Source organism: Porphyromonadaceae bacterium W3.11 (assembly GCA_030434245.1).
Taxonomy (GTDB): Bacteria; Bacteroidota; Bacteroidia; order Bacteroidales; family Porphyromonadaceae; genus Porphyromonas_A.
Window position 1 is genome coordinate 284,445 of sequence record JAUISX010000002.1, and the last position, 23,276, is coordinate 307,720.

Consider the following 23,276-nt stretch of genomic DNA (forward strand, 5'->3'; position numbering starts at 1 on the left):
TTATTGGTAGAGGGTATTGGATTGCTCTAGGTAGGTGATGAAGTCGGCTATCTTGTAGGGTCTTATCTCGTGACCTTTCGTATGGTGTACATACTCTATCTGCCTCCTAGAGTCAGAGAATATGGAGGGGGCTACAAATATACACTGAGCCTCGGGGTATCTCATCTGATACTTTTCTAAGTGTCGCTCTATAGGCCATATCTCCATGATCGTTTGGGTACGCCCCGAAGCCATAGTAACCTCAACTAGGATACCATTGTGTTCCTCCTTACACTCAATATCTCCACTATTTCCGCCAGCGGTACTGGTGGGTAACCCCTCATCATCAGTAGGATAATTGGGGGTGACCACTACGTCAGGGAAGTTATACTTGATTGCCATCGCCGTGAGAAACTCTAGGCGTGAGGGCTTAGGGATTAGGCGGAGCACATCATCTGAGGAGTTTTGCCCTGAGGCGAGTACTTGGAGCTCACTCTTGATATTGTCCCAACCATAGATACCAACCCAGTTATTGAGCAAATGCTGGCTTTGGGTAGTGGTAGGAGATACGGTGCTTAGGCTTAAGAGCATACTATCGACCGTAGCCATATAGTCAAAGTAGTCTCGCTCATTGGTATAGGTTTGGTAGGTCAAATAACGGCTTAGGATGTAATCGACTTTCTTATCCTCATTGTGATTGATGTCGATAAACCGCCCTGCACCTCGTAGGGTAATAAGCCCTGTCAGCCTCATCTTGCGGATAAACTCATCAGGGTATTCCTGCATAATGGACTTAGGTTTAAACTTCTTGAAGGCTCCCTCCATTATCTCCTCAGTGCATAGGTCACAAATCACTTCATCAGAGGGAGTATAACCATACTCCTCCCTTAGCTTCATTATCCTTTCGTAGAGTGCTTGTGCATTGTTATCCTTCCAAAAGATAAGGAGTGGCAATTCCCTACGTGACATCCCTGTATTATTATTGCGTGGGTCAGCATTGAGGAGCTTAATAACTCTTAGGAGGAGGACGAGGGGGATATTGTCATTAAGCACCTTGACGAAGGGGTTTTTACGTTGCGACCTACTCATCGCCTGCAAGAATGCCTCTGTTTCGTATTCAGGGTGGCTCTCTGTGATGGCTAGCATATTATCCCTCCTTACATCTACCTCGATGATGGATGCGTAGCGAGTGCCAATGGTGGAAAACTCGATAGGCTCTCCCACCTTGAAATATACGAAGCCCAGCTCCTTTGTGAAATCAAAAATTGTTGCAAAGCGTGAGGCATAGCCGTGAGCAAATCCCGCCTCTTTGTGATTTTGGGGATTATGCTCCAGCATCCAAGCTACCTCACGGTCACTTAGGAGGGTGTTGCCAAATGCTCCTTGCTCCGTACCTTGCCACTTCTCTTTGATGCTATCTGTTTTTTTCTTAGGGCGGTAGAGACCGTAGCGGATGAGTTCGCCCACCACCTTAGTAGCCAAATCATCGGTAAGTTCCTCTCCGTCAAACTGTTTGAGTAGCCATAGTAGCCTTTTGATTCGTTCGGGATTGCGAACTGTGGTAGTAAATAGGAGGGGCTTGTATTCTCGATTTCGTGCCATAATTTAGTAGTTGGTTATAAGGACTTCGTCAAACTTCTTGATCGTATTATCGTGGTAGCTAATGTAATTGCTCTTTATAGAGGTGGAGCGGTACTTACTAGCCCACTCCGTGAGGGTGGTATTCTCCACACCCTTATATATAGCGACATTGGAGAGTGCCCATTGGATTCCCTTGTCACAAAGGTCATCAAGTAGCAGATACAGCTCTCGCTCCTCTGTCTCACCCCATAGCTTATTGTACTCGCTATGAGTGATAAGATATGGGGGGTCTAGGTAGATCAAATCGTCGGACTGTGGCTCTATCTCCTTGAAAAATGCCCTGTAATCAAGGGCATACCAAGCTATCTCGCTACGCTCTACCTTGTCGAGATAGTCGTCTAGGGCTTTACGCGTATTGCTATTGAAGTCCACATTGCCTACTGGGATATTAAAGTCTCCACGGCTATTGAAGCGAAGCATACGATTAAAGCCATATATGAGTAGCAAGTAGAGGTGTATGGGGTCTCGCTCTTGGGAGCGGTTGTAATCACTCCTCATACGGAGGTATGCATCCTTATTGTAGCGTGCGATGTAGGTTTTGGGGTGTTGCTCCTTTAGCTCATTGGGAATGACATCCTCCACATAAGTGTAGGATAGCCCATAGTGGCGGATAATTCGCTCTAACTCGTTGTATAGCTCCCTACGCCTACCTCGGTAGCTTGTGAGCATACGATGTAGTTCTATCACATAGGGGTCTATGTCGTTGAGGAGGTAGCTGGTAGCCCTAGTATTCATAAATACCGAACCACCACCCACAAATGGCTCTATAAGCCTACCGATAGAGGTGGGGAAATGCCCCCTTATCTCCTCCATCAGTTTGTACTTGTCACCAACGTAGAAGAGTGGGGAACGCTTTATCTCGTCTCTCATAATCTACTTTTGTTACAAATAATAGCTCCTTATGGTCGGAGAAGTCGGTTTTACCTGCATTGAAGTATTGGTGCGACTGGCTAAAAACTTTAGTTTCCCCACACAGCTCTAATATCTCCTTGATGTCTTCGAGCCTCATCTTATTTTCGCTAGAGTTGCTCTTGCTCTTGTAAGTGTTATTATATGAGACGACGATGTACTTGGTATCAAGCACACTTACTAGGTCTCTAAATGCATCTACCGCCCTTACCGTGCAGTAGGCACTCATATTCTCGGGGGCAGGCTTGAGGGCTACGCCAAATAGCTCTGGAGCATCCCACTTGACAAGTGTCTCATAGAGGTGATAAAAGCGGCAGTACTGGCGAGAGTTATAGGGGGGGTCGATATAGACTACATCGGCACTTATCTCTCGGGCTAATAGGTTGGAGTCATCACGGTGTATCTCTGCCCCCTCGTAGCTCATAGCATCTATGGGACGAAGCCTGAGTGGTCGTGGCGTAATGGGCTTCTTGATGTAGGCGTCAAAGTGTCCTACCGTGTTGGCAAGCCTATCTATATTATATATCAGGGTCGCTAGTAGGATATTGTACTCCTTAGGCGTGAGCTCGTGGCGAATCTCCTCGATACACTGCCGAATGTACCCAATCTTCTTAGCCACACTCTGCTCGTAATACTTACCGCCAAAGTGAGTGGAGAAGTAATTGTCTCTAAGGCTATCGGGGTCAATGGTATTGTAATAGTCTAGGAGGTCGCACACCCTCTTCTGCCTCCAATCTCCCTCCTCAAAGAAGGCTCTATATATCACATTATTGGAGTAGAGAAAGTCATTGATAATCACACGGTCGTAAATCTCAAGAGCCCTACTAGCCACCACCCCTGTACCAGCAAAAAGGTCACAAAATGTCCCCTCCGTAGTGGTCTCCCTCCTTATGGTCGTCATAATCCAATCTGTGAGCTTCGCCTTGCTCCCAATGTATCTACGGCTCTCAAGTGGTAGAGGCTTGGTGTAGATGCTATTATTAAGAGTTTCGAGATAGCCGATACCGTAGCTCAATTTTTGCTCCGCAATATTGAGAGCCTCCATAGCCACATCGGGATACTCTAGGCTATGAATAATCCTGTCGCTCTCTCTCTGGGCGAGTAGTGTCTCACTACTTATATCATAAATGGATGCTAGTTTTTGGATTTGTGAGACCGTGGGCAGTCGCCTGCCATTCTCTATACGGCTGATGTGTGAGCCTCCAATCCCCGAAGCCTCCTCCACCTCGGATATCTGTAGTGCTTTATTCTCCCTGAGGTCTCTCAGTATCTGACCTATCATATACATAGTCCTTTGTTTTATTTCTTGACATCTATTGGCAAATTTACCCAATTGTCCTCATATGTTCAAAGAATAAATTTACTCTTCCAAATCTCTTTCCCCGACATGGTCTTCAAATCCGTGGTTTACCACACCAAACGTAGTTCTCGGGACCCCTCTTTTTTTCTTAGCTCGTAGCAATAAGTTATTGGCTCTAAGAATATCAAAGAATCTATCACGACCTATGACCATCTTCTCTCCAAAGTACTCTTTACAGAGCTGATAAAGCTGATTTCCACCGGCTTTGGGTAAATGGGCTTTTTGTCTGAGATAGTGACAGTAGTAAACGATGGACCCTGAAAGAGCACTTAGTTCTTCCTCTTTATACTTACGACTGTGATCGTAGTTATAATAGCCACTACGACTAACATTAGCTAGAAGACACAACTCGCTGATACTAAACAGACTATTTTGGTCTTTAAAACCTTTTAGGAGAGTGTCGATCACTTCAAATCGCTCTTTTTTTTATGTCTATATTATGCTTCTCTGCTACTTTTTCCAACATTGTCTTGTGGAATAAGGCGTCCAACTCTGCTGTTCTTTTTGCTACTTTTAAACGTGAGTTTTCACGCTTTAACTCTAATAATTCTCGTCGTAATTCTTTCTCACTTTTGCTCATACCCTCTTCATTTACTAGGTTGTTTGATGGTGTTTCTACTCCAAAGATACTCAACCATTTATAAAGTGTAACACAGCCAATCTTATATCTTTTAGCTACATCTACTACTGAATCTCCAGTACAGAGAAGATCATTCACTACGAGATACCTAAATTCATTACTATAATACCTCGAATGTTGAGGATTCATTCTTTTTGTGCTTTTTTCTTCCATTACTTTTCTTCTTCTTCTTGTCCACTATTTCAGGATAGCACACATCAGTTTTTAATTAATTTCTGTGCACTTTTTTCAGGAATAGCATAGAATTTTCGGTTTTGAAGGTAGCGGTACAATCTTTCGAAAGTACCAGTACAATGATTTGAGAGTATCGGTAGAATATTTAGAAAGTACCTATACCCTCTTTTGTCTGCTGCTAGCTTTGTATCTGGGAATTTTATTATATTTGAGTGTATGAGTAGAGCTAGAAAACTAAAAATAGAGGAGATGGAGCGGCTACAGCCGCAAGAGTATCAAGAGATAGCTAAACGTCCTATAACTGTGGTACTAGATAATGTCCGCAGCATGCATAATGTTGGGGCTGTATTTCGGACTGCTGATGCTCTTCGTCTGGAGAAGATAATGCTTTGTGGTATTTCGGGACAACCTCCACATGCCGAGATTCATAAGAGTGCGTTGGGTGCTGAAGAAGTTGTGCCGTGGTCCTATTACCAAAATTGTGATGAAGCTATACTTCAGCTTAAAGCTAATGGTTACCAGGTATGGGCATTAGAGCAGGCTGAGGGTAGTGTTATGTTACCTAAACTTTCTGCTTTACTTAATACGCATCAACCCTTAGCTATAGTTCTTGGAAATGAAGTCGAAGGTGTACAACAGTCTGTTATGGATCTCTGTGATGGAACTGTGGAGATTAAGCAATATGGTACTAAGCATTCAATGAATGTGAGTGTAGCTGCAGGAATTGTGTTATGGGTTGTTTCAGAGCTTTATAAGATTGATTAAACTACTTCCTTTATGAGTAAGAAGCTTTCAATTGTCGTGGTTGCTGGAGGTAAGGGAAGTCGTATGAGAAAAGATGTTCCTAAACAATATATAGAGCTTAAGGGAATACCTATATTCATTCATACACTATTAAACCTCAATAGACTATCGCCAGAGAGTGAGTTGATTTTGGTCGTCCCATTAGGCGATATTGATTATGTGCGTCAACTTTTGCAAAGATATAATTTGCAGAATGTATGTGTGACCTATGGTGGGAAATCAAGAGCAGAGAGTGTCTTTAATGGATTGCAGCAAGCACGCTGTGATTACGTAGCAATACATGATGCTGTACGCCCTTTTGTTACATCAAGAATGTTTGACGATTTAGTAAATGCTATGGCTGATTCTGATGCCGTCATTCCAGCTATCTTACCGATCGATTCTGTGAGGATATCTTTGGATGGCGGGACGCCTTATTCTGTTGATCGTAATAAGGTTTATCTTGTCCAGACGCCTCAATGCTTTAAACGCTCTATTTTGTTAGATGCCTATGACTCTTTTTTTTCTTCACCATTAGATGCACTAACTGACGATGCGAGCATCGTTGAGCATTATGCTTCTATTTCTCCTGTGTTGGTTTCTGGAGATATTAATAATATTAAGATTACTACACCAAAGGATTTGTTATTAGCTGATTTTATCTTGGACGAGCATTCTTATTAATGGATATTCTGGATAGAGATATAACCTATCTTAAAGGGGTAGGGGAACGTAGAGCAAAGGTTTTAGAGAAAGAAGCTGACATTAAAACCTGGCGTGATCTACTCTACTATTTTCCATATAAGCATATTGATAGGACTAAAATTTATCAGGTCAAAGAGCTTAGACCTGGGATGCCTTACGTTCAGCTACAAGGGAAGCTATTAGGTTTTGTAGAGGAGGGATCGCGTTATAAGAAAAGGCTTAAGGCCTACTTTGAAGATCAGACGGGTACGATAGAACTGGTTTGGTTTAATAGCATACAGTATATTCTCCGAAGTGTCAAGGTGGGCGAGTCATATACCATTTTTGGTAAGCCTACGCTCTTCAATAGTATATTCACTATTGCACACCCGGAGATGGAGCTCGTGAACGCTTCAAAGAAGTCCGTCAAGGGGCTTTATCCTATGTATAATACATCTGAAAGGATGAAGAAGTCATCTCTCTCTAGCAAAGCTATTAGCGAGTTAATGGATAACCTTCTTCATGAGGTCAAGGGCTATCTTCCCGAGACACTTCCCTCGTACATTGTTCAGGAGTACAATATGCTTTCTCACGCAGAAGCTCTAGAGATGATACACTTTCCTCAGGATCCTATCTTTCTACAAAGAGCTATAGCACGGCTTAAGATGGAGGAGGTCTTCTTTTTTGCCCTCAGAATGAGATATCTTCATTCTCGAAGAAGGCTGGAGACGAAAGGTTATGTATATCATAATGTAGGAGAGCGATTTAATTCCTTTTATAGCCATGGTTTGTCTTTCGACTTGACAAATGCTCAAAAGAGAGTTGTAAAAGAAATTCATGCTGATATGCAGAGTGGATTTCAAATGAATAGATTACTCCAAGGGGATGTGGGTAGTGGTAAGACGATTGTAGCAGTTCTCTCTATGTTACTAGCTCTTGACAATGGTTTTCAAGCCTGCTTGATGGCACCAACTGAGATTTTGGCTCAACAGCATTATCAATCACTTAGTGGAATGCTTAACGATCATCATGTCAAGGTGGCTCTGTTAACTGGGTCAATGAAAGCTCGTGAGCGTAAACCTATATTGGAGGAATTGAAAAATGGGATGATAGATATCTTGGTCGGCACTCATATTTTGATTCAGGATTATGTTCAATTTCATAATTTAGGACTAGCGGTGATAGACGAGCAACATCGCTTTGGTGTCTATCAGAGGAGTGTCTTATGGGAAAAGAGTAGGGGGCTTAACCCGCATATTTTGATCATGAGTGCTACCCCTATCCCTAGAACTTTAGCCATGACCCTTTACGGTGACTTAGATGTCTCTATTATTGATGAGTTGCCACCAGGTCGAACTCCTATTGTGACGTCACATGCAAGAGAGAAAGATCGTATGTCTGTGAATCAATTTGTGCATCAGCAGTTATTACTCGGTCGGCAAGTTTATGTTGTTTTTCCACTTATAGAAGAGAGTGAGAAGTTGGATCTCCAAAGTCTAGAGGAAGGCTTTCAGGATTTGGTAGCGGCTTTTCCTGGTCATAACGTTGGGATGGTTCATGGAAAGATGAATAGCGAAGATAAGGAAGAGGAGATGCGGAAGTTTGTCTCTGGTGAGACTCATATTCTTGTTGCAACTACCGTTATTGAAGTGGGAGTGAATGTACCTAATGCTACTGTTATGATTATTAATAGTGCTGAGCGTTTTGGTTTATCGCAATTACATCAGCTTCGAGGAAGAGTAGGGAGAGGTAGCGATCAGAGCTACTGTATATTGATGTCACCCAATAACATTAGTGCGACTTCCGAACGCCGCATTAATATCATGTGTGATAGTACTGATGGCTTTTATATCGCAGAAGAAGATTTAAAACTTCGAGGACATGGAGATCTTGAGGGAACAGCTCAGAGCGGTACTGGCATTTCAATGAAAATTGCGGACTTGGCTCAGGATAGTAGAATGGTTCATTTTTGCTCAAACCTTGTTGAGCATATTCTTACTGAAGATCCTAATTTGATGGATCCTAAGAATTTCTTGCTCAGACAAAGACTACAACAGGATTTGGAAGATGAGAAAGATTGGGGATTGATTTCTTAGCCCTGTTGTTTCTTTAGTAAGCTTTCAAAGAAGTTAGGATAGCTCTTGCTTACAGCTTCAGCTCCTATTAGCTTGTAATTTTTATTTGTAATAGATGTTGCTAGAACGCCGAAAGACATGGCTATCCTGTGGTCGTCATAGCTATTAAGTATAGCATTATCTTTGAATGTTACACGTGGAACATTTTGTAGATTAATTCTATATATGATATCATCTTTTACGTTGATGTCATCAACGCCAAGAGCCTTAAAATTCTCAATAATGGAGCTTATCCTGTCGCTTTCCTTTACTCTAAGATTCTTTATGCCGCTAATTTCGAATGGTATGTTAAGCCAAATTGCCGAGATCATTATACTCGGGAATAGGTCAAGCGATTGCGAAAGGTCTATGTGAAGCTTATTACTGACCTTTGGAATTCGAGTTAATTTGTTATTTGCATCTGTATTAATTCCAAAGTTCTGGAAGATGCGTGTTATGACTCTGTCAGGTTGGGCACTTTCAGCGTTTAGGTTATTAAAGTGGATAGCATGTATTTCAGGATGTGATACCATTAGTTGATACCAAAAGGCAGCTGCACTCCAGTCGCCTTCTTCCGACGTCGATGTCGTTGTTCGGTACTCTTTGATCACTTTTTGGGTGAGTTCGTAGTAACTGTATGATGATCGGTTCAGATCTTTCTGTAATCTTATACTGCCTCTATGTAATGGCTCTGTCAGCAGAAGGGCACTACTGAATTGACTTGTATTCCATTTTGAATCATCTACATCTCCAGTGACTTTTCTATTTCCTTTAATATAGGTTTTATTCTGATCTGGTCTGAAGTCTATTTTTGCTCCTATTTCGATAAACGGTAAGAGGTCGATAGCTTTAATTCTTTTTGTTAGTTGTGGTTCGTGTGATAGGGTAACGTCTCCCTTTTCCCATAATGCAAGAACGAGTAAAAAGCGATAAGCAGTTCCGCTTTGTCCAGTCTCAAGTAATATTGGCTCTCTGTTGCCTGCTCTTTTTCGCTTTTCTAGCCTCAGGAGAGCGTTGGCGATATATTTTATATCTAGGGGTAAGAAATACCCCTCTAGCCGATTTATGCGGTCGGCTAGGGGGGTATTATGTATGTAATCAAGCACTAATTGTCGTGCTACAATGCTCTTACTAATCGGAAGATCGACAGATAATTCAGTCGGGAACTCTTTATAGCCGATCTCCATCATAATGACATTTAAGAGCAAATATTATCTTAAGCTCTTTAGGATATCTTTCTCTAGAGAACTTGCACCGATACGGAACAGCTTGTTTGTCATCCACTCTTCACCAAGTACACCACGAATGATGCAGAGGTATTGAATAGCTTCTTCGGTGGTTCTTACGCCTCCACTTACTTTTAGTCCTCTCTTGACACCATACTTTTCATGATACTCTTTTAGTACTGTAGCCATGACGTATGCTGCCTCTAATGACGCTCCTGGGTATCCCTTACCTGTAGAGGTTTTGATAAAGTCTGCGTCGCAGAATAGTGATAGGATACTTGCTCTCTGAATATTTTCAAGCTTTTGTAGAGCACCTGTTTCGATGATGACTTTAAGAGTCTTACCTTTTGTGACTTCTCTAAGCTCTTGTATTTCGTCGCTTACAGCTTGGTAATCGCCACTTAGGAAGTTCCCAATGTGCAGGACGATATCTATCTCATCAGCTCCATCTTGGAGAGCAAGAGAAGTTTCTGCAACTTTCACTTCCATAAATGTTTGTGATGAAGGAAATCCTCCAGATACGGCACATACTCCAACTCCTTCTGTAGTTAGATTTTCTCTTACTACTTTTACAAAGTTAGGATACGTACAGATACTTGCTACCGGCTTAATTGCAGGGTTTTCGTCATCTAGTGAATTCACTTGTTGAGTGAAGTGGTAGATTTGATCATCATTGTCGTCACTGCTCAGCGAAGTAAGGTCAATTGTACTGTGTAGGAAGTTGATCGTTTCTTTGTTATTCAATGCATCGTAATGCTGATCAATCAACTTTTTAATCTCTACCTTTACTTGGTCGTCACTCGGGATCTTTGAGAAGGCATCAAACGCCTCTTGAAATTTACTTACCATTTTTAAATTGTTTATCCTAATAAAAAAAATTGACATACGAGAATTTATGCCAATTTCTCGTTTGTTAAGTGTCTTTTATTATCTCTTATTGTTTTCTTATTAATATTCTTCTTGTAGGCTTCTGTAAGGTCACAGCCTGTTTGATTAGCAATACAGGTAACGACCCAAATTACGTCCATTAATTCATCGGCTAGTCGTTCTTTGCTGATCTCCTCCCCTTCTTTGCTGCTTTGTTCTCCATACAGGCGACTCATAACTCTAGCTACTTCACCGACCTCCTCCGTCAGAATTGCCATATTGGTTAAGGGATCGAAATACCTAACGCCAAAGTCTTTTATCCACTGATCGACGCTTTTCTGGACCTCCTCTAATGTGGGGCTACTCATTTGTTTCTGCTGTCTATGACAATCGTTACAGGACCGTCATTGATTAGTTTTACCTTCATATCAGCACCAAATATACCTCTTTGGACTGGCTTTCCCAAACTCTCACTTAGCATATTAGCAAGAGTATCATATAGAGGGGATGATATTTCTGGAGGGGCTGCGTTGACATAGCTTGGTCGGTTCCCTTTTCGTGTATTAGCAAGCAATGTGAATTGAGATACTAGTAGGATTTCTCCATTAGCTTGAGATATGTCTTCGTTCATTACTCCATCCAAGTCGTCAAAAATCCGTAGTTTCATGATCTTCTTATGGATGTATTTGAGGTCTTCTTCTGAATCACCGACTTCTACTCCATGAAGAATCATTAAACCCTTACCAATTTGACTGATTAGTTTGTCCTCCACTGTGACGGAGGCTTCCGTTACCCTTTGAATGACTACTTTCATTTCTCTATATTACTCTTATTAAAATGATCGTATATAAGTTTCCCTTTAGTGTTTCCTATGGCTTCTTGGAGCTCATTAAGGTTTGCTTCTTTGATCTGCTTAACGCTTTTGAAGGTCTTAATGAGTTTCTTTTTGTTTACTGGACCTATGCCCTTAATCTCATCTAGTTCGGAATGAACTTGTTTTTTACTCCTTACCTTTTTATGAAAATTAATTGCGACCCTATGTACCTCCTTTTGAATTCTCTCTAGTAGGTAAAAGACTTGACTTCTCTGCATAATGCCTACCACTTCTGGAGGATTTCCGTAGAGCACTTGGCTTGTATTGTGCTTATTATCCTTAGCCAACCCCATGATAGGGATCTCTAAATTTAGTTCCTCTAGAGCTTTTCTTACGATCCCCATTTGCCCTTTTCCACCATCAGTTATGATCAGGTCAGGCAGTCTCTCTCCTTCCTCCTTCATTCTCTTATACCTCCGTGTCACGACCTCGTGCATTGAAGCGTAATCATCTGGTCCAGATACACCCTTGATGTGGTATAGACGATAATCACTGCGTGAGGGTTTCGCTCCCTTGAACACGACACAAGCAGCTACAGGATTTGATCCCTGTATATTAGAGTTGTCAAAGGTCTCGACGTGATAGGGGAGCTTGGGAAGTCCAACCGCGGTCATTAGTTCTCGTAGAATCTGAGTGTTTCTTTGCTCGGGATTCAACTTCTCAGCTTTTTTGTTTTTGTCTTCAATATATTGCGACACGTTGCTCTGGCTCAGTTCTAAGACCTTTTTCCGATCTCCTCGCTTAGGGATTGTGAATTTTATTTCTGGAAAAGCTGCGTATTCAGGTTGTTTAGCAAGAATAACCTCTTTGATATTAATTGAATGATGCTCATCCAATAACTTCATAATAATGGTTGCTAATATCTCATCTTCTTCTTCCTCGATTCTCTTTTTGAACTCTAAGGTCCTACCAGAGATAATATTCCCATCACGGATGATTAGGTAATTGATGTAGAAAGCTTCTGTATCGCTAGCTGAGCTTATTACCAGTGCATCGCCAATCACATCACTTATGATGGTGCTCTTTGCTTGATAATTCTGGACTGCCTCTATTGTTTGCTTTATTTCCATTGCTTTCTCAAAGTCTAGCTCCGCTGCAGCTCTTGCCATCCGTTCTTCCAGATCCTTCTTTGCAGATTTTATGTCCCCATTTAGAATCATCCGAGCTTGATTAACCAGCTCGTTATATTCTTTCTTTGTTTGGTATCCCACACATGGGCCTTTACATCTATTGATGTGATACTTTAGGCACACCCTAAATTTTCCTCTTTGTATCGCCTCCTCATTTAGTTTTAAGTTACATGTTCTAAACTTATAGATGTGTTTGAATAACCCTATTAAAGTCCATGCCATGCTCCTGTTGGGGTAGGGGCCGTAGTATTGACTCCCATCGCGAATTACCTTATGAGTCACCATGACTTTAGGATATTCCTCATTTGTTATGCAGATGTAAGGGTAGTGATTGCCCTCTTTTAGTAAGATGTTATAGACCGGTTGGTACTGCTTGATGAGATTATTTTCGAGGAGAAGGGCATCCAATTCCGTTTCCACCACCATATACTCAACCGTTTGGAACGTTCTCAAGAGAGCTTTTGTCTTACGGTCAGTTTGGTTCTTTTGAAAGTATGATGCAAGTCTTCTACGTAAGTTTTTTGCTTTACCTACGTATATGACAGTCTCATTAGCATCTCTATATAGATAGCATCCTGGTTGTTCTGGGATAAAGCTAATGCTCGATTTTATCTCTTTTTTCGTGATAATCATTATGCGGATGTTTCACGTGGAACATTTAACGTCCCATCATTACCAACAAAATGTTAATGTCCGATGGCGAAATTCCAGGAATTCTGGATGCCTGTCCGATGGTTTCGGGATTGATGCGTTCGAGTTTTTGGCGTGCTTCAGTAGAAAGAGCCTTAATTGTAGAGTAATCAAAGTGTCCTCTGATCTTTATGGCCTCTAGTCGTTTTGCTTTTTCGGCTAGCAATCTTTCTTTCTCAATATATCCTTCGTATTTGATCTCAATCCCAGTAACCTCATAGACTTCGTTAATGATGTCCTTGTGATTTTCTGCGAATGATTGAAGTGCGGGTATATAAGGCGAAATGCTCTCTAGGTCGATGGTTGGTCGTCTTAGGATGTCAATGAGTTTTACCTGTTGTTTTAACGGCGTTGTCCCCTTTTCTTTTAAGAAGAGGTCTATCTCGGAAGAAGGTGCTACAGAGGTCTCGTTGACAAGTTTTAATAAATACTCTTTTGCTTTCATCTTTTTGCGATAGTGTGTGATACGCTCTTCGCTTACAAGACCTAATTGGTAGCCCTTTTCGGTTAGTCTGGCATCCGCATTGTCTTGGCGAAGGAGGATGCGGTACTCCGCTCGGCTGGTAAACATACGATATGGTTCGTCAACGCCCTTTGTTACAAGGTCGTCAATCATAACCCCGATGTAGGCTTCATCTCTTGCTGGAACGAAACCCTCCTCCGCGTGAAGGGAGAGGTGTGCATTAATGCCTGCTATAAGACCCTGACCAGCGGCTTCTTCGTAGCCAGTGGTCCCGTTGATTTGCCCAGCCAAATATAGCCCATGTATCAGCATTGACTCCATGGTGTGATGTAGTTGAGTAGGATCGAAGAAGTCGTATTCAATGGCATAGCCAGGGCGAAGGATATGGGTGTCCTTAAGTGCAGGGATTTTCTTTAATGCCTGAATTTGTACTTCATAGGGCATTGAGCTACTGAACCCATTGAGATAGTATTCAGTCGTTTCCACCCCTTCGGGTTCTATGAAGAGCTGATGTGCTGGACGTTCAGCGAACGTTGTGATTTTAGTCTCGATGCTAGGGCAGTATCGAGGACCTATACTCTGGATTTGACCGTTATAGAGCGGAGAGTCGGCGAGGTTATCGTGCAAAATCTTGTGCACCTCTTCATTTGTATAGGTGATGTAGCATGCTCTCTGAGGAAGTTCCCTATTGCTGACGCTTGGAAGGAAGCTAAATTGATGATGATCCTCATCACCCCACTGTGGCTCACAGAGGTCAAAGTGTATAGAGCGGGCATCTAACCTCATTGGCGTGCCTGTTTTCATCCTGTCTAAGCGAAATCCAAGTCCTTGAAGTTGTTCGCTAAGACCATGAGCCGCAGGCTCCGAGATACGGCCTCCCTCAAATTGCACCTTGCCTACGTGCATTAAGCCATTTAAGAACGTTCCATTCGCCAAGATGATACGAGGAGCCTTAAATTCGACACCTAAGATGGTTGAGACTCCCTTTACCTCATTATCCTTAATGATAAGCTGATTCACATTATCCTGCCAAAAGAATAGATTGGGGGTCTGCTCCAGCTCCTCTCTCCAATATCTTGAAAAGAGCATTCGGTCATTTTGAGAGCGAGGGCTCCACATTGCAGCACCCTTGCTTCTATTTAGCATTCTAGATTGGATTGTACTCCTATCAGAGGCAATCCCTATAAAGCCCCCCAGAGCATCAATCTCACGGACGATTTGTCCTTTCGCAATACCACCTATGGCAGGATTGCAGCTCATCTGTGCTACTTTCTCCATGTCCATGGTGATTAAGAGGGTTTCAGAACCCAATAAGGCTGCTGTGCGAGCCGCTTCACAACCCGCATGTCCAGCACCTATTACTATCACATCATAATCAAATCTCATAACTTGCAAAGATACTGATTTCTCTGAACACTCATTCTTATTTTTTTTGAAATTCACTTTTCTTTATTCTTTTATCGAAATGCGATAAGATTGAATAGAGTGTTATTCATAGAGCTTTATTTTCTGATTTCTGGAGAGTTCGAATTTTAGATTCAATATATAGGATGTGCTAAGGCTCGGATATGTGCAGTGTGATAAGGATTGTAGTCATCTTTAGTGCAGAACGATAGTTTTGGATTGCTGAATCGTAAAACTCTTACTGGATAAAAAGATGCATAGAGGCTAGGCAAGTAACCTCTATGCATCACTGTTAAAAGTCGTATGAAATAAGTTTCCCTTATACTTTATTTCTTAAGAAGAGAAGCTTGTTTAATTTCAAAGTCAACGGTTGAGTTGTCGGTATCCTCATAGCTCTTTCCATTATGCTTACGAATCAATGCCTTTTGAGAGTAGGACTCTTCTACATCATTTGCGTACATCACTCCATTTGAACCGGCATCAATTTTAGGATCTACTACAGCCCACTTGTTTGCTCCATTCGGACAGAGTACTACGGCATCAATGACCCATTCATTAGGAATCTTCAGGCACTGTTGCTGGGTTGAGTGTGAGTGACCTCCTTGAGAGCTAGTTGAAAAACGATAGTCCCAGATGTAAGATTCATTTTTCAGCTCCTCTATTGTTACACCTAGTTTGACCAATGCGATTACACCGTGTCCTTTTGCCATAGAAAATCCAAGCGGTTCATATAGGTCAAAACCCTGAACATCATAATAGATCATCTCCATGTTAGGCACTTTGGGATTTTCTTCCAGCCATAAGTCGTCTTCAATCTGTTTAGGGGTATAAATCTCGAAGTCTGCGTTTGTTAGATCTAGTGACCCTTCCCCTTCGTTTGCCTCAATTGTATTAATGGCAGCATTTGCAAGCACTACACTTTTGCCTGGCTCTAGAGGATACTCCTTTCCTGATCCAGGGAACTTAATTAGCTTAGATGTAGCGATGTGCGTTTTGATATGATCCTCTTCTTTTGGGATATTCAGTGGGTTAGTCGGATTGAATGCACCTTCAACTAAGGCCAACCCATCAAGGTATATTGTCTCTTTCGTAGGATTATTAATTTTGATATAATGATCCGCTTCAGTCATACGACCAACTTTATATTTTTCTTGGTAAGTCCCCACATAGAATATTTCCTCGAAGATGAGGTGGTCTAGTTCTTTTGGAGGTTGAGGTACATCTTTTTTTTCTGATTGTCCACCATGGTTAGCACCGCCACCGATTGGAGCTTCACCTTTCTTGCAGCCTGTTAAGGCTAACATTGTGATGACTACTAAGAGTAGTCCGTTCTTTAAATTTTTGTTCATAACTTAATTGGGAATTAAATTAAATAAGATTCATTTAAATACATTTTTGTAAATCATTATATGTGGCCTTATTTAGAGGAAAAAGTCTGGGACCCATCCCGCTGTATCATAAGGGTCAACGTTTTTTATTGCTTCGAACCCTTCTTCAGGGGATAATCCTATTTCTCGAGATATTTGGAAGTAGTAAGGTTCGTATGCATCAATGTTTGTTGGGTTGGAATCATCGGTATTACAATACATCCTGATTGGAATGTTCATTCTGATAACTTCAGTCCACTCAGAGCGCTCATCAGGCTTATCAAATGGAGCACAAATCCTCTTGCTTATCGGAGAGATACGCTCATCTGGATCTACACCTTCATTATAGGCTTTAGGGTCGATGACCGCTTTCTTTCCCTTCGGACATTTCAGAACTCTGATGGCCAAATAAAATTTAGGCAGTAAGTTAGTGGTCCTCGTAAACCCATAACCTTGGCTCAACTTTAGTGGCCATGTTTTAGGGTCGACGTATCCATCATTGTAATAGAATCGGATATGTCCCTTCAGCCCTACATTATCTTGGTCATAGATATTTGAAGCTTTATCGTAGTCTGTTTTCTCAAGAGGTGGTAAGAGTCTTATATTGAATAGATTGCGTACACCATCTGACATATCTTCCTCTTGCCAAGTGTCACGATAAGTATAGTGAAAGACCTTGTGTGTTGCCTCACGACGGGCTTCGTAAGAAGCTCTTTTCTTGAAGAACTCAGATGGTACAGGGGTAATTACATTGCCGTCCTCATCCTCTTCGTACCTCAGATCCATCACATCGTATGGCTGACCTTTGTCGTCCAGATCGCTAATGGTGAAGAAGATTTGGTATTGATCGGATTGCTTGAGGATCTCATTATTAATCATCTTACCTTCCTTGTCAAAAAAACGGAGACAGAAAGCCCAGAGCTTATTCCCTCCCACTATTCGTAGTTCCTCAGGGCCATGTATCCCTCGAGTTTTTTCAAAGAAGGTGACTGTTGAAGTTGAGTCAACCTTGACCTCAATCCCATTGGCGGTATTATGAATCATGGCCAATTGCTCCTGTCTCCACATGCCTCTGGAGAGTACCGGATTACCGTGTAATTTTCCACTCCCATGAGAGTGTCCTTCTTTTATCAATAGAAGACAAGTGGCCCAATCATTAAAAGCACCATCAGGGTCAGGATTAGGGATATCTGTTGTGACTATTGGTGGCTCATATAGGTCCGCACTTGTTTTTGGCATTTTCTTTTTTGTAATAGGATTATTGTCCTCATCCACCTGTACTTCAAAGAATACAAACTTCTTACAAGAAGTAAGCAGTACCAATGAAATTAATACGAGAGATCCTATTTTGTATATTTTATTCATGGTCAGTGACTTTTTTATTTTACATAGTTATGTGAGGGAATTGTAAGAAGTATTCAGGATTGCCTCCGAACATATCCATGATATCCTCTGCCTTAGCTTTAGGATAAAACCGCTGCACATCCTTGATCAATAGATCTTTATCCCCATCTGCATCAGCGATCACTCTAAATGGGATAGGGTAGTCAATATCAAAACTATTCCAAGACTTATTGATCTCATTATAGTTCCGAACATGTCCAGGATTAGCCCGCATATCATATTTCCCTTCGCTTCCCTTTGTGGTGACTATGTGACAAAGAGCGACCCTCATTTGGAACGTAATATTAGATTGATAGAACTTCAGCATCCCTTTAAATCCCATGTGGTCAAGGTCTGCACCAGGGAATAGGCTTCTCTCCTTTCTTAGGCGAATGACCCTATTACCCACGTTGATACGCTCCACGGTCCGTCCTAAATCGTCAGCTCCAGTCATGAGAGCCCCAAGTTCGCCCTCTATTGGATCTGTATCACGGTACTCATATCTAAAGATTTCTGGGATGAGGTCATTCAGGTCAAAAGCATCAATGGTCTTGTATAATCTGTACGTGACACCATCCACTTGATAGGGATCAGTCGCTCCTTGAGTGAAGGTCTTTTCTGTTGCACGTTGGGCTAAGGCATGGTTATATCTAAGCGTATTGGATGTGTAATTATCGACTGGTGCATAGATGTTCGTTGAGGAGGTCAAGGTTGCTAATTCTCTCTGCCCAGGAGCCCCTTTGAATAGGTATTTATCGTAGTAAATACTGTCCAAGGTCATAGGATAGACGAGGATGTACCCACGCTCTGGCTCTTTCTTCTCATTTTCTTGCTTAAGTGCATAGTTTTGTACGGTGAAGAAGTGCTGATGTACCGCCAGTGTCGAGTTGTCGATGTCGTCATCATCTGGATAATAGCCCGTAAATTGGTGGTTGATGAGCTGATTATTGGCATCGAAATACCTTAGCTCTAGAGCGTAGTATAAACCTTCACCTTTCACAATGTCAAAGGCTTTACGATTGGATGTGATGGTCATATTCCCCTCATCATTTTTATCAAATGAAATTTCCTGATACAGGGGGAAGGGCGATTTCTTCTCACCGCTATTGTTGTAAGCCCAATATCTCCTTTCCATAGGGTTTTGAGCATCCTTTTCTTTCATTTGAGCAATACGCAAAATAGCCTGCACATAGAAGATCTGTTCATGACCCTTTACATTACGTTCTATAGAAGCTGGTGGAGCGACCACCCAATCTTTCATAAATTCATCAAAGCCCCCCTTACAGCTGGTAAGAAGAAGTAATCCAATGATGAATGGGATTATTATTTTCGTAAACTTCATATGCTTAGAAACTGAAAATGGTTTTTAATGTGATTTGAGCTCCTCTGGCGTGTGCGTAAAAACGGAAACGGTCCGTATATTCCTTATACAGGGTATTTAGAATATTGTCCCCAAGGAGCATTACTTTAATGCTTTTTCCGTGTCCCAGATCCTTAGTGGCTTCTGCGGAACCATTGAGAAGAAAGTATGCAGGAGGAGAATCTGGTACCAAGTCCTTTGTGGGATCAAATCTCTTTTGTTTTGTTACGTAGCTTCCTTCTAGATTGACTTCTGCATGCCATGAATAGTCATCACCCCAGGTCCACTCATAGTTTGATGAAAGTCCATATCTATCCGATGGCATAAATGGTAGCCAAGTGTCTTGAGTCAGGTTTCGTGCTACGATCCACTCTCCTTTAGCACTTACCTTTAGTCCCTCCATGACCTGTGCAGTGGCGATTAAGTCTCCTCCCCAGAAGCGAGCCTCGTCCTGTTCATAGATGAACTTAGGATACTTCCCACTTGGGTGGTTGTGGAATCGATTATTCCCTTTCCCGATACTGTCGTAGATATAGTTTTGGACATGCTGGTAGAAGCAACTAGGATCAATGGATAACCATGAGTTATGATAAGACCCACCTAGAACGGCCTTGTACCCTCGCTCGGATTCCAAATCCTTGTTCCCCACGATCCAATAAGCTCCGTGGTTAAGCCCTGTCGCATACAACTCATTGATATCTGGTGGTCTCCATGACCAGCCAATATTGGTACGCATATCAAAGTTGTCGTTAAATTGATAGTGTGCAGCTAAGGTCCCCGTGAAGTTGCGGTAGGTACGGAATTCGTCATAGTATTTATAGCTAGACATAGTGGTATATCCGCTTATGGCCTGAGCTCTGACGTCGTATCTCATACCTGCAGAGAGCATCAGTCGATCCAACGTAATCTTGTGTATCAAGTAGCCACCCATGGTAAGAGCCGTAAAGTTAGGGATAAAGGCAGGCTGTTTTGTTCCTGGGATGTTGTAGTTGTATTGGTACAGCCAAGAAACCCCAGCCTGAGTCTCCATTCCCAGAACATTCCACTTGCCATCCCATCCAAGCTCTCCATTAAATGTGGTGAGCATAAGGTCCTGTACTGGGATCCAGCTGAGGTCAGCCTTCTTTCTGTTCTCAAATTCTTGTCTCAAATTGTCTTGATAAGAAACTTTGAGCTCGAGGTTATGATCTTCGTTGATGTCGTACTTGAAGTCCCCTTTGATGGTCACGTGTTGAGACTGCTGGAAGGGAGGTTCGAGCTTGTAGGAGAATGGACGGAAGGAGGATTCATCTGGACGGCCTGCTTCAAATCTGGCGATCAGCTGATCAATGTCGGAAATCTTACTAGCGTAGTAGATACCACTTCGTGAAGAGTAGATACTACCGTAGATGGTGGCATTGAAATGCTTATTCTTGTACCCCAAAAGTCCAGAGAAGCTAATGTTGTTATATCCCGTATTATTAAGAATATATTCAGCGGTGGAATAGTCTCCAGCCTTCTGGTACATCCCGTGTAGCCTGAGACCGAAATTTTTGTAGCCCATCTCCACAGATGCAGAGGAGTCAAATCCTCTGCCATTGGTGAGGTAGCCAAGGTTGACCTTACCATTCACCTTAAACCTTTCAGACCCGTATGGCAGTGGAGCTTGGTTAAAGATGACGACACCGCCCATCGCTCCATATCCGTAGCGAACAGCTTCAGCACCCTTAATGACCTCTACGATGGTAGCTCCAGTGTGGTCAATCTCAGGAGCGTGGTCGTCACCCCAGCTTTGGCTCTCTAGGCGTACTCCGTTGTTCACTAGGAGGATGCGACTACTATGCATCCCTTGAATCACCGGTTTGGCGATGGTTCCTCCCGTACTAATCGTACTGACACCAGGGATTTGCTCTAGCATTTTTGCTAGCGATACGGAGGCACTCTTCTCTAGTGAAGCAGCATCAATAGCCACAGCCTGTTGTAATAAAGTGGTGTGTCTTCGTTGTGCAGTGACGGAAACTTCATCTAGCATTTCAGAGGCAGGTGAGAGTTTGATCGTCAACTGCTGGCGACCTTTCGTTGAAAATGTTTGTGAGACGATTTCTTTAAACCCTAATAATTTCAAAGAGAGTACGATCTTATTCTTGTGGTCATTGGGCACGACACAGACGCCGTTCATATCAGTGATATAAACCTTATCATTGGTCTTGACAATAACATTGGGAAGAGGATCGTCTGTCTCCTCATCGAGTACAGAAATCTTCAATTCAGACACTGTTTGAGCTTGCGTTACCTGAATGTTGGAAAAACAGGATACGCTTAGACATAAAAAAACAGTGATAAGCACTTTTTTTAATGACATAACTACTTTCGCAAGAGTCTACGCGTGTAAACGCGTAGGTATGATTATTTTAGTAATAGTAAAAAATGGGGCTAAATGATGGAGTCTTTTTTTCTCTCCTTTGGGATTTTAGTTCCATTTAATCAATAGTGGCACAAATGTATGGATTTTTTTATTAATGAATCTACTTTATACACACAATTCACATGCCTTTAGCTCGGTTTAACATTAATTAATAAAGGATTTGAGGACTAATTCTTTGTTTTACTCTTTTATAAATAATGGATTTTTTGTTTATTTGATTAATTGTGTGTTCGATTGATTTGAGAGGTCATGTTCTCTTTAGGTATTTGTTAAGGCACTCCAGGATCCTTTTCCATCTTGATTATAGCACACTTTTTCTGATCGTTTTATATCATTGATCATCAGTGGATTAGTTGCTAAGCATGCGAAACTATAACTTCATCGTTTTCTTGATATATAAAGAAAGATTTTTCTCTATGTCACGAATATTTTCTTTATACTAAGAAAATATGTTGTTGTCTAAACCAAAAATTGGAGCCCATAGATGACTACTAATTTGCTCTAGTATCACCTAGAGTTAACTGAAGTCTCAATAATATTATGGTGTGATGATCAATTACCTCCAGAATTGGTCGGGGTCAGTTGTCTTGAGAGCGTCCTTGAGGTGCGTTAGCTTTTCATGCTCAATTGAGAAGCCGACAGGGATTAGGTATACCCTGCGATTTTGGTCGTATATATCACCCTCTAAACCCGATTCGTCGTCCATCACGCTGATTTCGTGGCGGGAAAACCAGTAAGTATTTTTGCTCATATACATGTGGTAATATTTTCCCTTGTTGGATTCCCCATTGATGAGATAGGGCTTATTAGCCACAATCAATTCTCTAAGCTCTCTAATGGATAGAGGTAGTCCATCTACACTAGTGACTCTTTTGTCTTGATCCGAATCAATCATAGCCCATTTCTTGAGTTCGGGCAACCAGACCTCGTTCACTACGTGACAGTCGGAATCTTCGTGATCATACGGCCTGCAGGTTATAAAGCGTGTCTTAATTCCGACAGACAGAGCCATGTCTCGATAGAGAATAGAGTGCTGGCGGCAATTGATGTTATTTCCCGTTTCCTTTACATAGTTCCAGAGAGAGAACGCATTCCTTTCACGAATCTGTGTTGGTGGATTGTCGTGAGGGAGGTTGTCCGATACAAAACGTTGAAGCTTAATTGCTTTTTCATAGGTGCTTTCTGTCCCGTTAAAAAGGGTATCTAAGCGGAAGTGTATCCTTACGGAGTCTAGCTTAGGATCATCCATGCAGAAGAGTGGATGAATCTCTAGAGTGTCAGGAGCATATTTTGATTCTTGTAGGAGTAGGGCGTAGTCCTCTTGTCTGCTGTCTAGCGTATAGGCTCGTATGTCCTCTTGAAATATTTTTATCACTATGATAGCGATTATAGATAAGGCTATAAGTCCCAATAGAGTGATACCCACCCACTTGAAAAATTTCTTCATCAGATTATTAACTTAATAAGTTTGTGCGTTCAACCATTTCAAATGTACAATTATATTTTGAATATTGAGAATTTACAGAATCATATTTGCCTAAGATTGTTAGTAACGCATTGGTAAGTACATTTTGACTCTTTTGTGTGCTGGAAATAAGGTTTGGCTCTTTGTTTTGTTGGAGGATTAGTGATGTTTGGAATGAGTGTCGGTTGCAAAATGAAGTCTGTCGTACGAAGTCTCATTTTGTCAGATTGCCCTCGTGCTATGCACTCAATGGATGGATGAAAAGTACTTAGGAGATTATAGTTTTTGACAGGACTAAAATCATCTTCTTCTTACTTATGGACGGACTTTTCTATTTCTTGTGAGAATGAAAGATAGTT

19 protein-coding genes are annotated in these 23,276 nt (G+C 41.8%); 3 read left to right on the forward strand and 16 right to left on the reverse strand.

Features of this window, described 5'->3' with window-relative positions; translation table 11 throughout:
• From QYZ87_03840 to QYZ87_03860, 5 genes are all read right to left on the reverse strand, one after another.
• On the reverse strand, nucleotides 1-1,581 hold the full coding sequence (locus tag QYZ87_03840; protein ID MDN4753662.1) for an AlwI family type II restriction endonuclease: 1,581 nt from the start codon (nucleotides 1,579-1,581) through the stop codon (nucleotides 1-3).
• 3 nt (nucleotides 1,582-1,584) lie between these two features.
• Nucleotides 1,585-2,490, reverse strand: a complete 906-nt coding sequence (locus tag QYZ87_03845) for a Dam family site-specific DNA-(adenine-N6)-methyltransferase (GenBank protein MDN4753663.1) — start codon at nucleotides 2,488-2,490, stop codon at nucleotides 1,585-1,587.
• Nucleotides 2,447-3,811 carry a DNA adenine methylase gene (locus QYZ87_03850; GenBank protein ID MDN4753664.1) on the reverse strand — a complete coding sequence of 455 codons (1,365 nt, stop codon included), beginning with the start codon at nucleotides 3,809-3,811 and terminating at the stop codon, nucleotides 2,447-2,449. Before QYZ87_03850 ends, QYZ87_03845 begins: the two co-directional genes overlap by 44 nt.
• A 78-nt stretch (nucleotides 3,812-3,889) precedes the next feature.
• On the reverse strand, nucleotides 3,890-4,297 hold the full coding sequence (locus QYZ87_03855; protein ID MDN4753665.1) for a hypothetical protein: 408 nt from the start codon (nucleotides 4,295-4,297) through the stop codon (nucleotides 3,890-3,892).
• A gap of 1 nt (nucleotide 4,298) precedes the next feature.
• Complete coding sequence (locus tag QYZ87_03860) at nucleotides 4,299-4,682, reverse strand: transposase (GenBank protein MDN4753666.1); 384 nt, start codon at nucleotides 4,680-4,682, stop codon at nucleotides 4,299-4,301.
• Between the two features lie 237 nt (nucleotides 4,683-4,919).
• On the opposite strand from QYZ87_03860, the gene QYZ87_03865 reads away from it, so the two are divergent.
• From QYZ87_03865 to recG, 3 genes are read left to right on the forward strand one after another with little or no spacing between them, the layout of a single operon-like run.
• Entirely contained in the window at nucleotides 4,920-5,468 is a 549-nt protein-coding gene (locus QYZ87_03865) for an RNA methyltransferase (protein ID MDN4753667.1), read from the forward strand.
• Nucleotides 5,469-5,480: 12 nt separating this feature from the next.
• Nucleotides 5,481-6,170 carry a 2-C-methyl-D-erythritol 4-phosphate cytidylyltransferase gene (gene ispD / locus QYZ87_03870; GenBank protein MDN4753668.1) on the forward strand — a complete coding sequence of 230 codons (690 nt, stop codon included), beginning with the start codon at nucleotides 5,481-5,483 and terminating at the stop codon, nucleotides 6,168-6,170.
• Nucleotides 6,170-8,266: an ATP-dependent DNA helicase RecG gene (gene recG, locus QYZ87_03875; GenBank protein ID MDN4753669.1), complete on the forward strand. Its 2,097-nt coding sequence runs from the start codon at nucleotides 6,170-6,172 to the stop codon at nucleotides 8,264-8,266. Before ispD ends, recG begins: the two co-directional genes overlap by 1 nt.
• Here the strand turns inward: recG and QYZ87_03880 are convergent.
• From QYZ87_03880 to QYZ87_03930, 11 genes are all read right to left on the reverse strand, one after another.
• The gene (locus tag QYZ87_03880) at nucleotides 8,263-9,474 is read right to left on the reverse strand and encodes a hypothetical protein (GenBank protein ID MDN4753670.1); all 1,212 of its coding nucleotides are present in this window, start codon (nucleotides 9,472-9,474) and stop codon (nucleotides 8,263-8,265) included. The genes recG and QYZ87_03880 overlap by 4 nt on opposite strands.
• Before the next feature lie 21 nt (nucleotides 9,475-9,495).
• Nucleotides 9,496-10,359 carry a deoxyribose-phosphate aldolase gene (deoC, locus tag QYZ87_03885; GenBank protein MDN4753671.1) on the reverse strand — a complete coding sequence of 288 codons (864 nt, stop codon included), beginning with the start codon at nucleotides 10,357-10,359 and terminating at the stop codon, nucleotides 9,496-9,498.
• 44 nt (nucleotides 10,360-10,403) lie between these two features.
• Nucleotides 10,404-10,745 carry a nucleotide pyrophosphohydrolase gene (locus QYZ87_03890; GenBank protein MDN4753672.1) on the reverse strand — a complete coding sequence of 114 codons (342 nt, stop codon included), beginning with the start codon at nucleotides 10,743-10,745 and terminating at the stop codon, nucleotides 10,404-10,406.
• Complete coding sequence (gene dtd / locus QYZ87_03895) at nucleotides 10,742-11,191, reverse strand: D-aminoacyl-tRNA deacylase (protein ID MDN4753673.1); 450 nt, start codon at nucleotides 11,189-11,191, stop codon at nucleotides 10,742-10,744. Before dtd ends, QYZ87_03890 begins: the two co-directional genes overlap by 4 nt.
• A complete protein-coding gene (uvrC, locus tag QYZ87_03900; protein ID MDN4753674.1) occupies nucleotides 11,188-13,014 on the reverse strand; it encodes an excinuclease ABC subunit UvrC in 1,827 nt (608 codons plus the stop codon). The genes dtd and uvrC overlap by 4 nt, the downstream gene beginning before the upstream one ends.
• A 25-nt stretch (nucleotides 13,015-13,039) precedes the next feature.
• On the reverse strand, nucleotides 13,040-14,920 hold the full coding sequence (gene mnmG / locus QYZ87_03905) for a tRNA uridine-5-carboxymethylaminomethyl(34) synthesis enzyme MnmG (GenBank protein MDN4753675.1): 1,881 nt from the start codon (nucleotides 14,918-14,920) through the stop codon (nucleotides 13,040-13,042).
• Between the two features lie 344 nt (nucleotides 14,921-15,264).
• Complete coding sequence (locus QYZ87_03910; protein MDN4753676.1) at nucleotides 15,265-16,287, reverse strand: DUF4876 domain-containing protein; 1,023 nt, start codon at nucleotides 16,285-16,287, stop codon at nucleotides 15,265-15,267.
• A 72-nt stretch (nucleotides 16,288-16,359) separates the two neighbouring features.
• Nucleotides 16,360-17,670 (reverse strand): hypothetical protein, encoded by a 1,311-nt coding sequence (locus QYZ87_03915; protein ID MDN4753677.1) that lies wholly within the window; start codon nucleotides 17,668-17,670, stop codon nucleotides 16,360-16,362.
• A 19-nt stretch (nucleotides 17,671-17,689) separates the two neighbouring features.
• Nucleotides 17,690-19,030: a hypothetical protein gene (locus tag QYZ87_03920; protein MDN4753678.1), complete on the reverse strand. Its 1,341-nt coding sequence runs from the start codon at nucleotides 19,028-19,030 to the stop codon at nucleotides 17,690-17,692.
• 4 nt (nucleotides 19,031-19,034) lie between these two features.
• Nucleotides 19,035-21,389, reverse strand: a complete 2,355-nt coding sequence (locus QYZ87_03925) for a TonB-dependent receptor (GenBank protein ID MDN4753679.1) — start codon at nucleotides 21,387-21,389, stop codon at nucleotides 19,035-19,037.
• A gap of 619 nt (nucleotides 21,390-22,008) precedes the next feature.
• Nucleotides 22,009-22,899, reverse strand: coding sequence for a transglutaminase-like domain-containing protein (locus QYZ87_03930; protein MDN4753680.1), 891 nt, complete (start codon nucleotides 22,897-22,899; stop codon nucleotides 22,009-22,011).
• Between the last annotated feature and the right edge of the window lie 377 nt (nucleotides 22,900-23,276).

Excerpts from the sequence above, each read along its gene's own strand:
- QYZ87_03840 (MDN4753662.1), bottom strand. The coding sequence starts at position 1,581 with ATGGCACGAAATCGAGAATACAAGCCCCTCCTATTTACTACCACAGTT.
- QYZ87_03845 (MDN4753663.1), bottom strand. The coding sequence starts at position 2,490 with ATGAGAGACGAGATAAAGCGTTCCCCACTCTTCTACGTTGGTGACAAG.
- QYZ87_03850 (MDN4753664.1), bottom strand. The coding sequence starts at position 3,811 with ATGATAGGTCAGATACTGAGAGACCTCAGGGAGAATAAAGCACTACAG.
- QYZ87_03860 (MDN4753666.1), bottom strand. The coding sequence starts at position 4,682 with ATGGAAGAAAAAAGCACAAAAAGAATGAATCCTCAACATTCGAGGTAT.
- QYZ87_03865 (MDN4753667.1), top strand. The coding sequence starts at position 4,920 with ATGAGTAGAGCTAGAAAACTAAAAATAGAGGAGATGGAGCGGCTACAG.
- ispD (MDN4753668.1), top strand. The coding sequence starts at position 5,481 with ATGAGTAAGAAGCTTTCAATTGTCGTGGTTGCTGGAGGTAAGGGAAGT.
- recG (MDN4753669.1), top strand. The coding sequence starts at position 6,170 with ATGGATATTCTGGATAGAGATATAACCTATCTTAAAGGGGTAGGGGAA.
- QYZ87_03880 (MDN4753670.1), bottom strand. The coding sequence starts at position 9,474 with ATGATGGAGATCGGCTATAAAGAGTTCCCGACTGAATTATCTGTCGAT.
- deoC (MDN4753671.1), bottom strand. The coding sequence starts at position 10,359 with ATGGTAAGTAAATTTCAAGAGGCGTTTGATGCCTTCTCAAAGATCCCG.
- QYZ87_03890 (MDN4753672.1), bottom strand. The coding sequence starts at position 10,745 with ATGAGTAGCCCCACATTAGAGGAGGTCCAGAAAAGCGTCGATCAGTGG.
- dtd (MDN4753673.1), bottom strand. The coding sequence starts at position 11,191 with ATGAAAGTAGTCATTCAAAGGGTAACGGAAGCCTCCGTCACAGTGGAG.
- uvrC (MDN4753674.1), bottom strand. The coding sequence starts at position 13,014 with ATGATTATCACGAAAAAAGAGATAAAATCGAGCATTAGCTTTATCCCA.
- mnmG (MDN4753675.1), bottom strand. The coding sequence starts at position 14,920 with ATGAGATTTGATTATGATGTGATAGTAATAGGTGCTGGACATGCGGGT.
- QYZ87_03910 (MDN4753676.1), bottom strand. The coding sequence starts at position 16,287 with ATGAACAAAAATTTAAAGAACGGACTACTCTTAGTAGTCATCACAATG.
- QYZ87_03915 (MDN4753677.1), bottom strand. The coding sequence starts at position 17,670 with ATGAATAAAATATACAAAATAGGATCTCTCGTATTAATTTCATTGGTA.
- QYZ87_03920 (MDN4753678.1), bottom strand. The coding sequence starts at position 19,030 with ATGAAGTTTACGAAAATAATAATCCCATTCATCATTGGATTACTTCTT.
- QYZ87_03925 (MDN4753679.1), bottom strand. The coding sequence starts at position 21,389 with ATGTCATTAAAAAAAGTGCTTATCACTGTTTTTTTATGTCTAAGCGTA.
- QYZ87_03930 (MDN4753680.1), bottom strand. The coding sequence starts at position 22,899 with ATGAAGAAATTTTTCAAGTGGGTGGGTATCACTCTATTGGGACTTATA.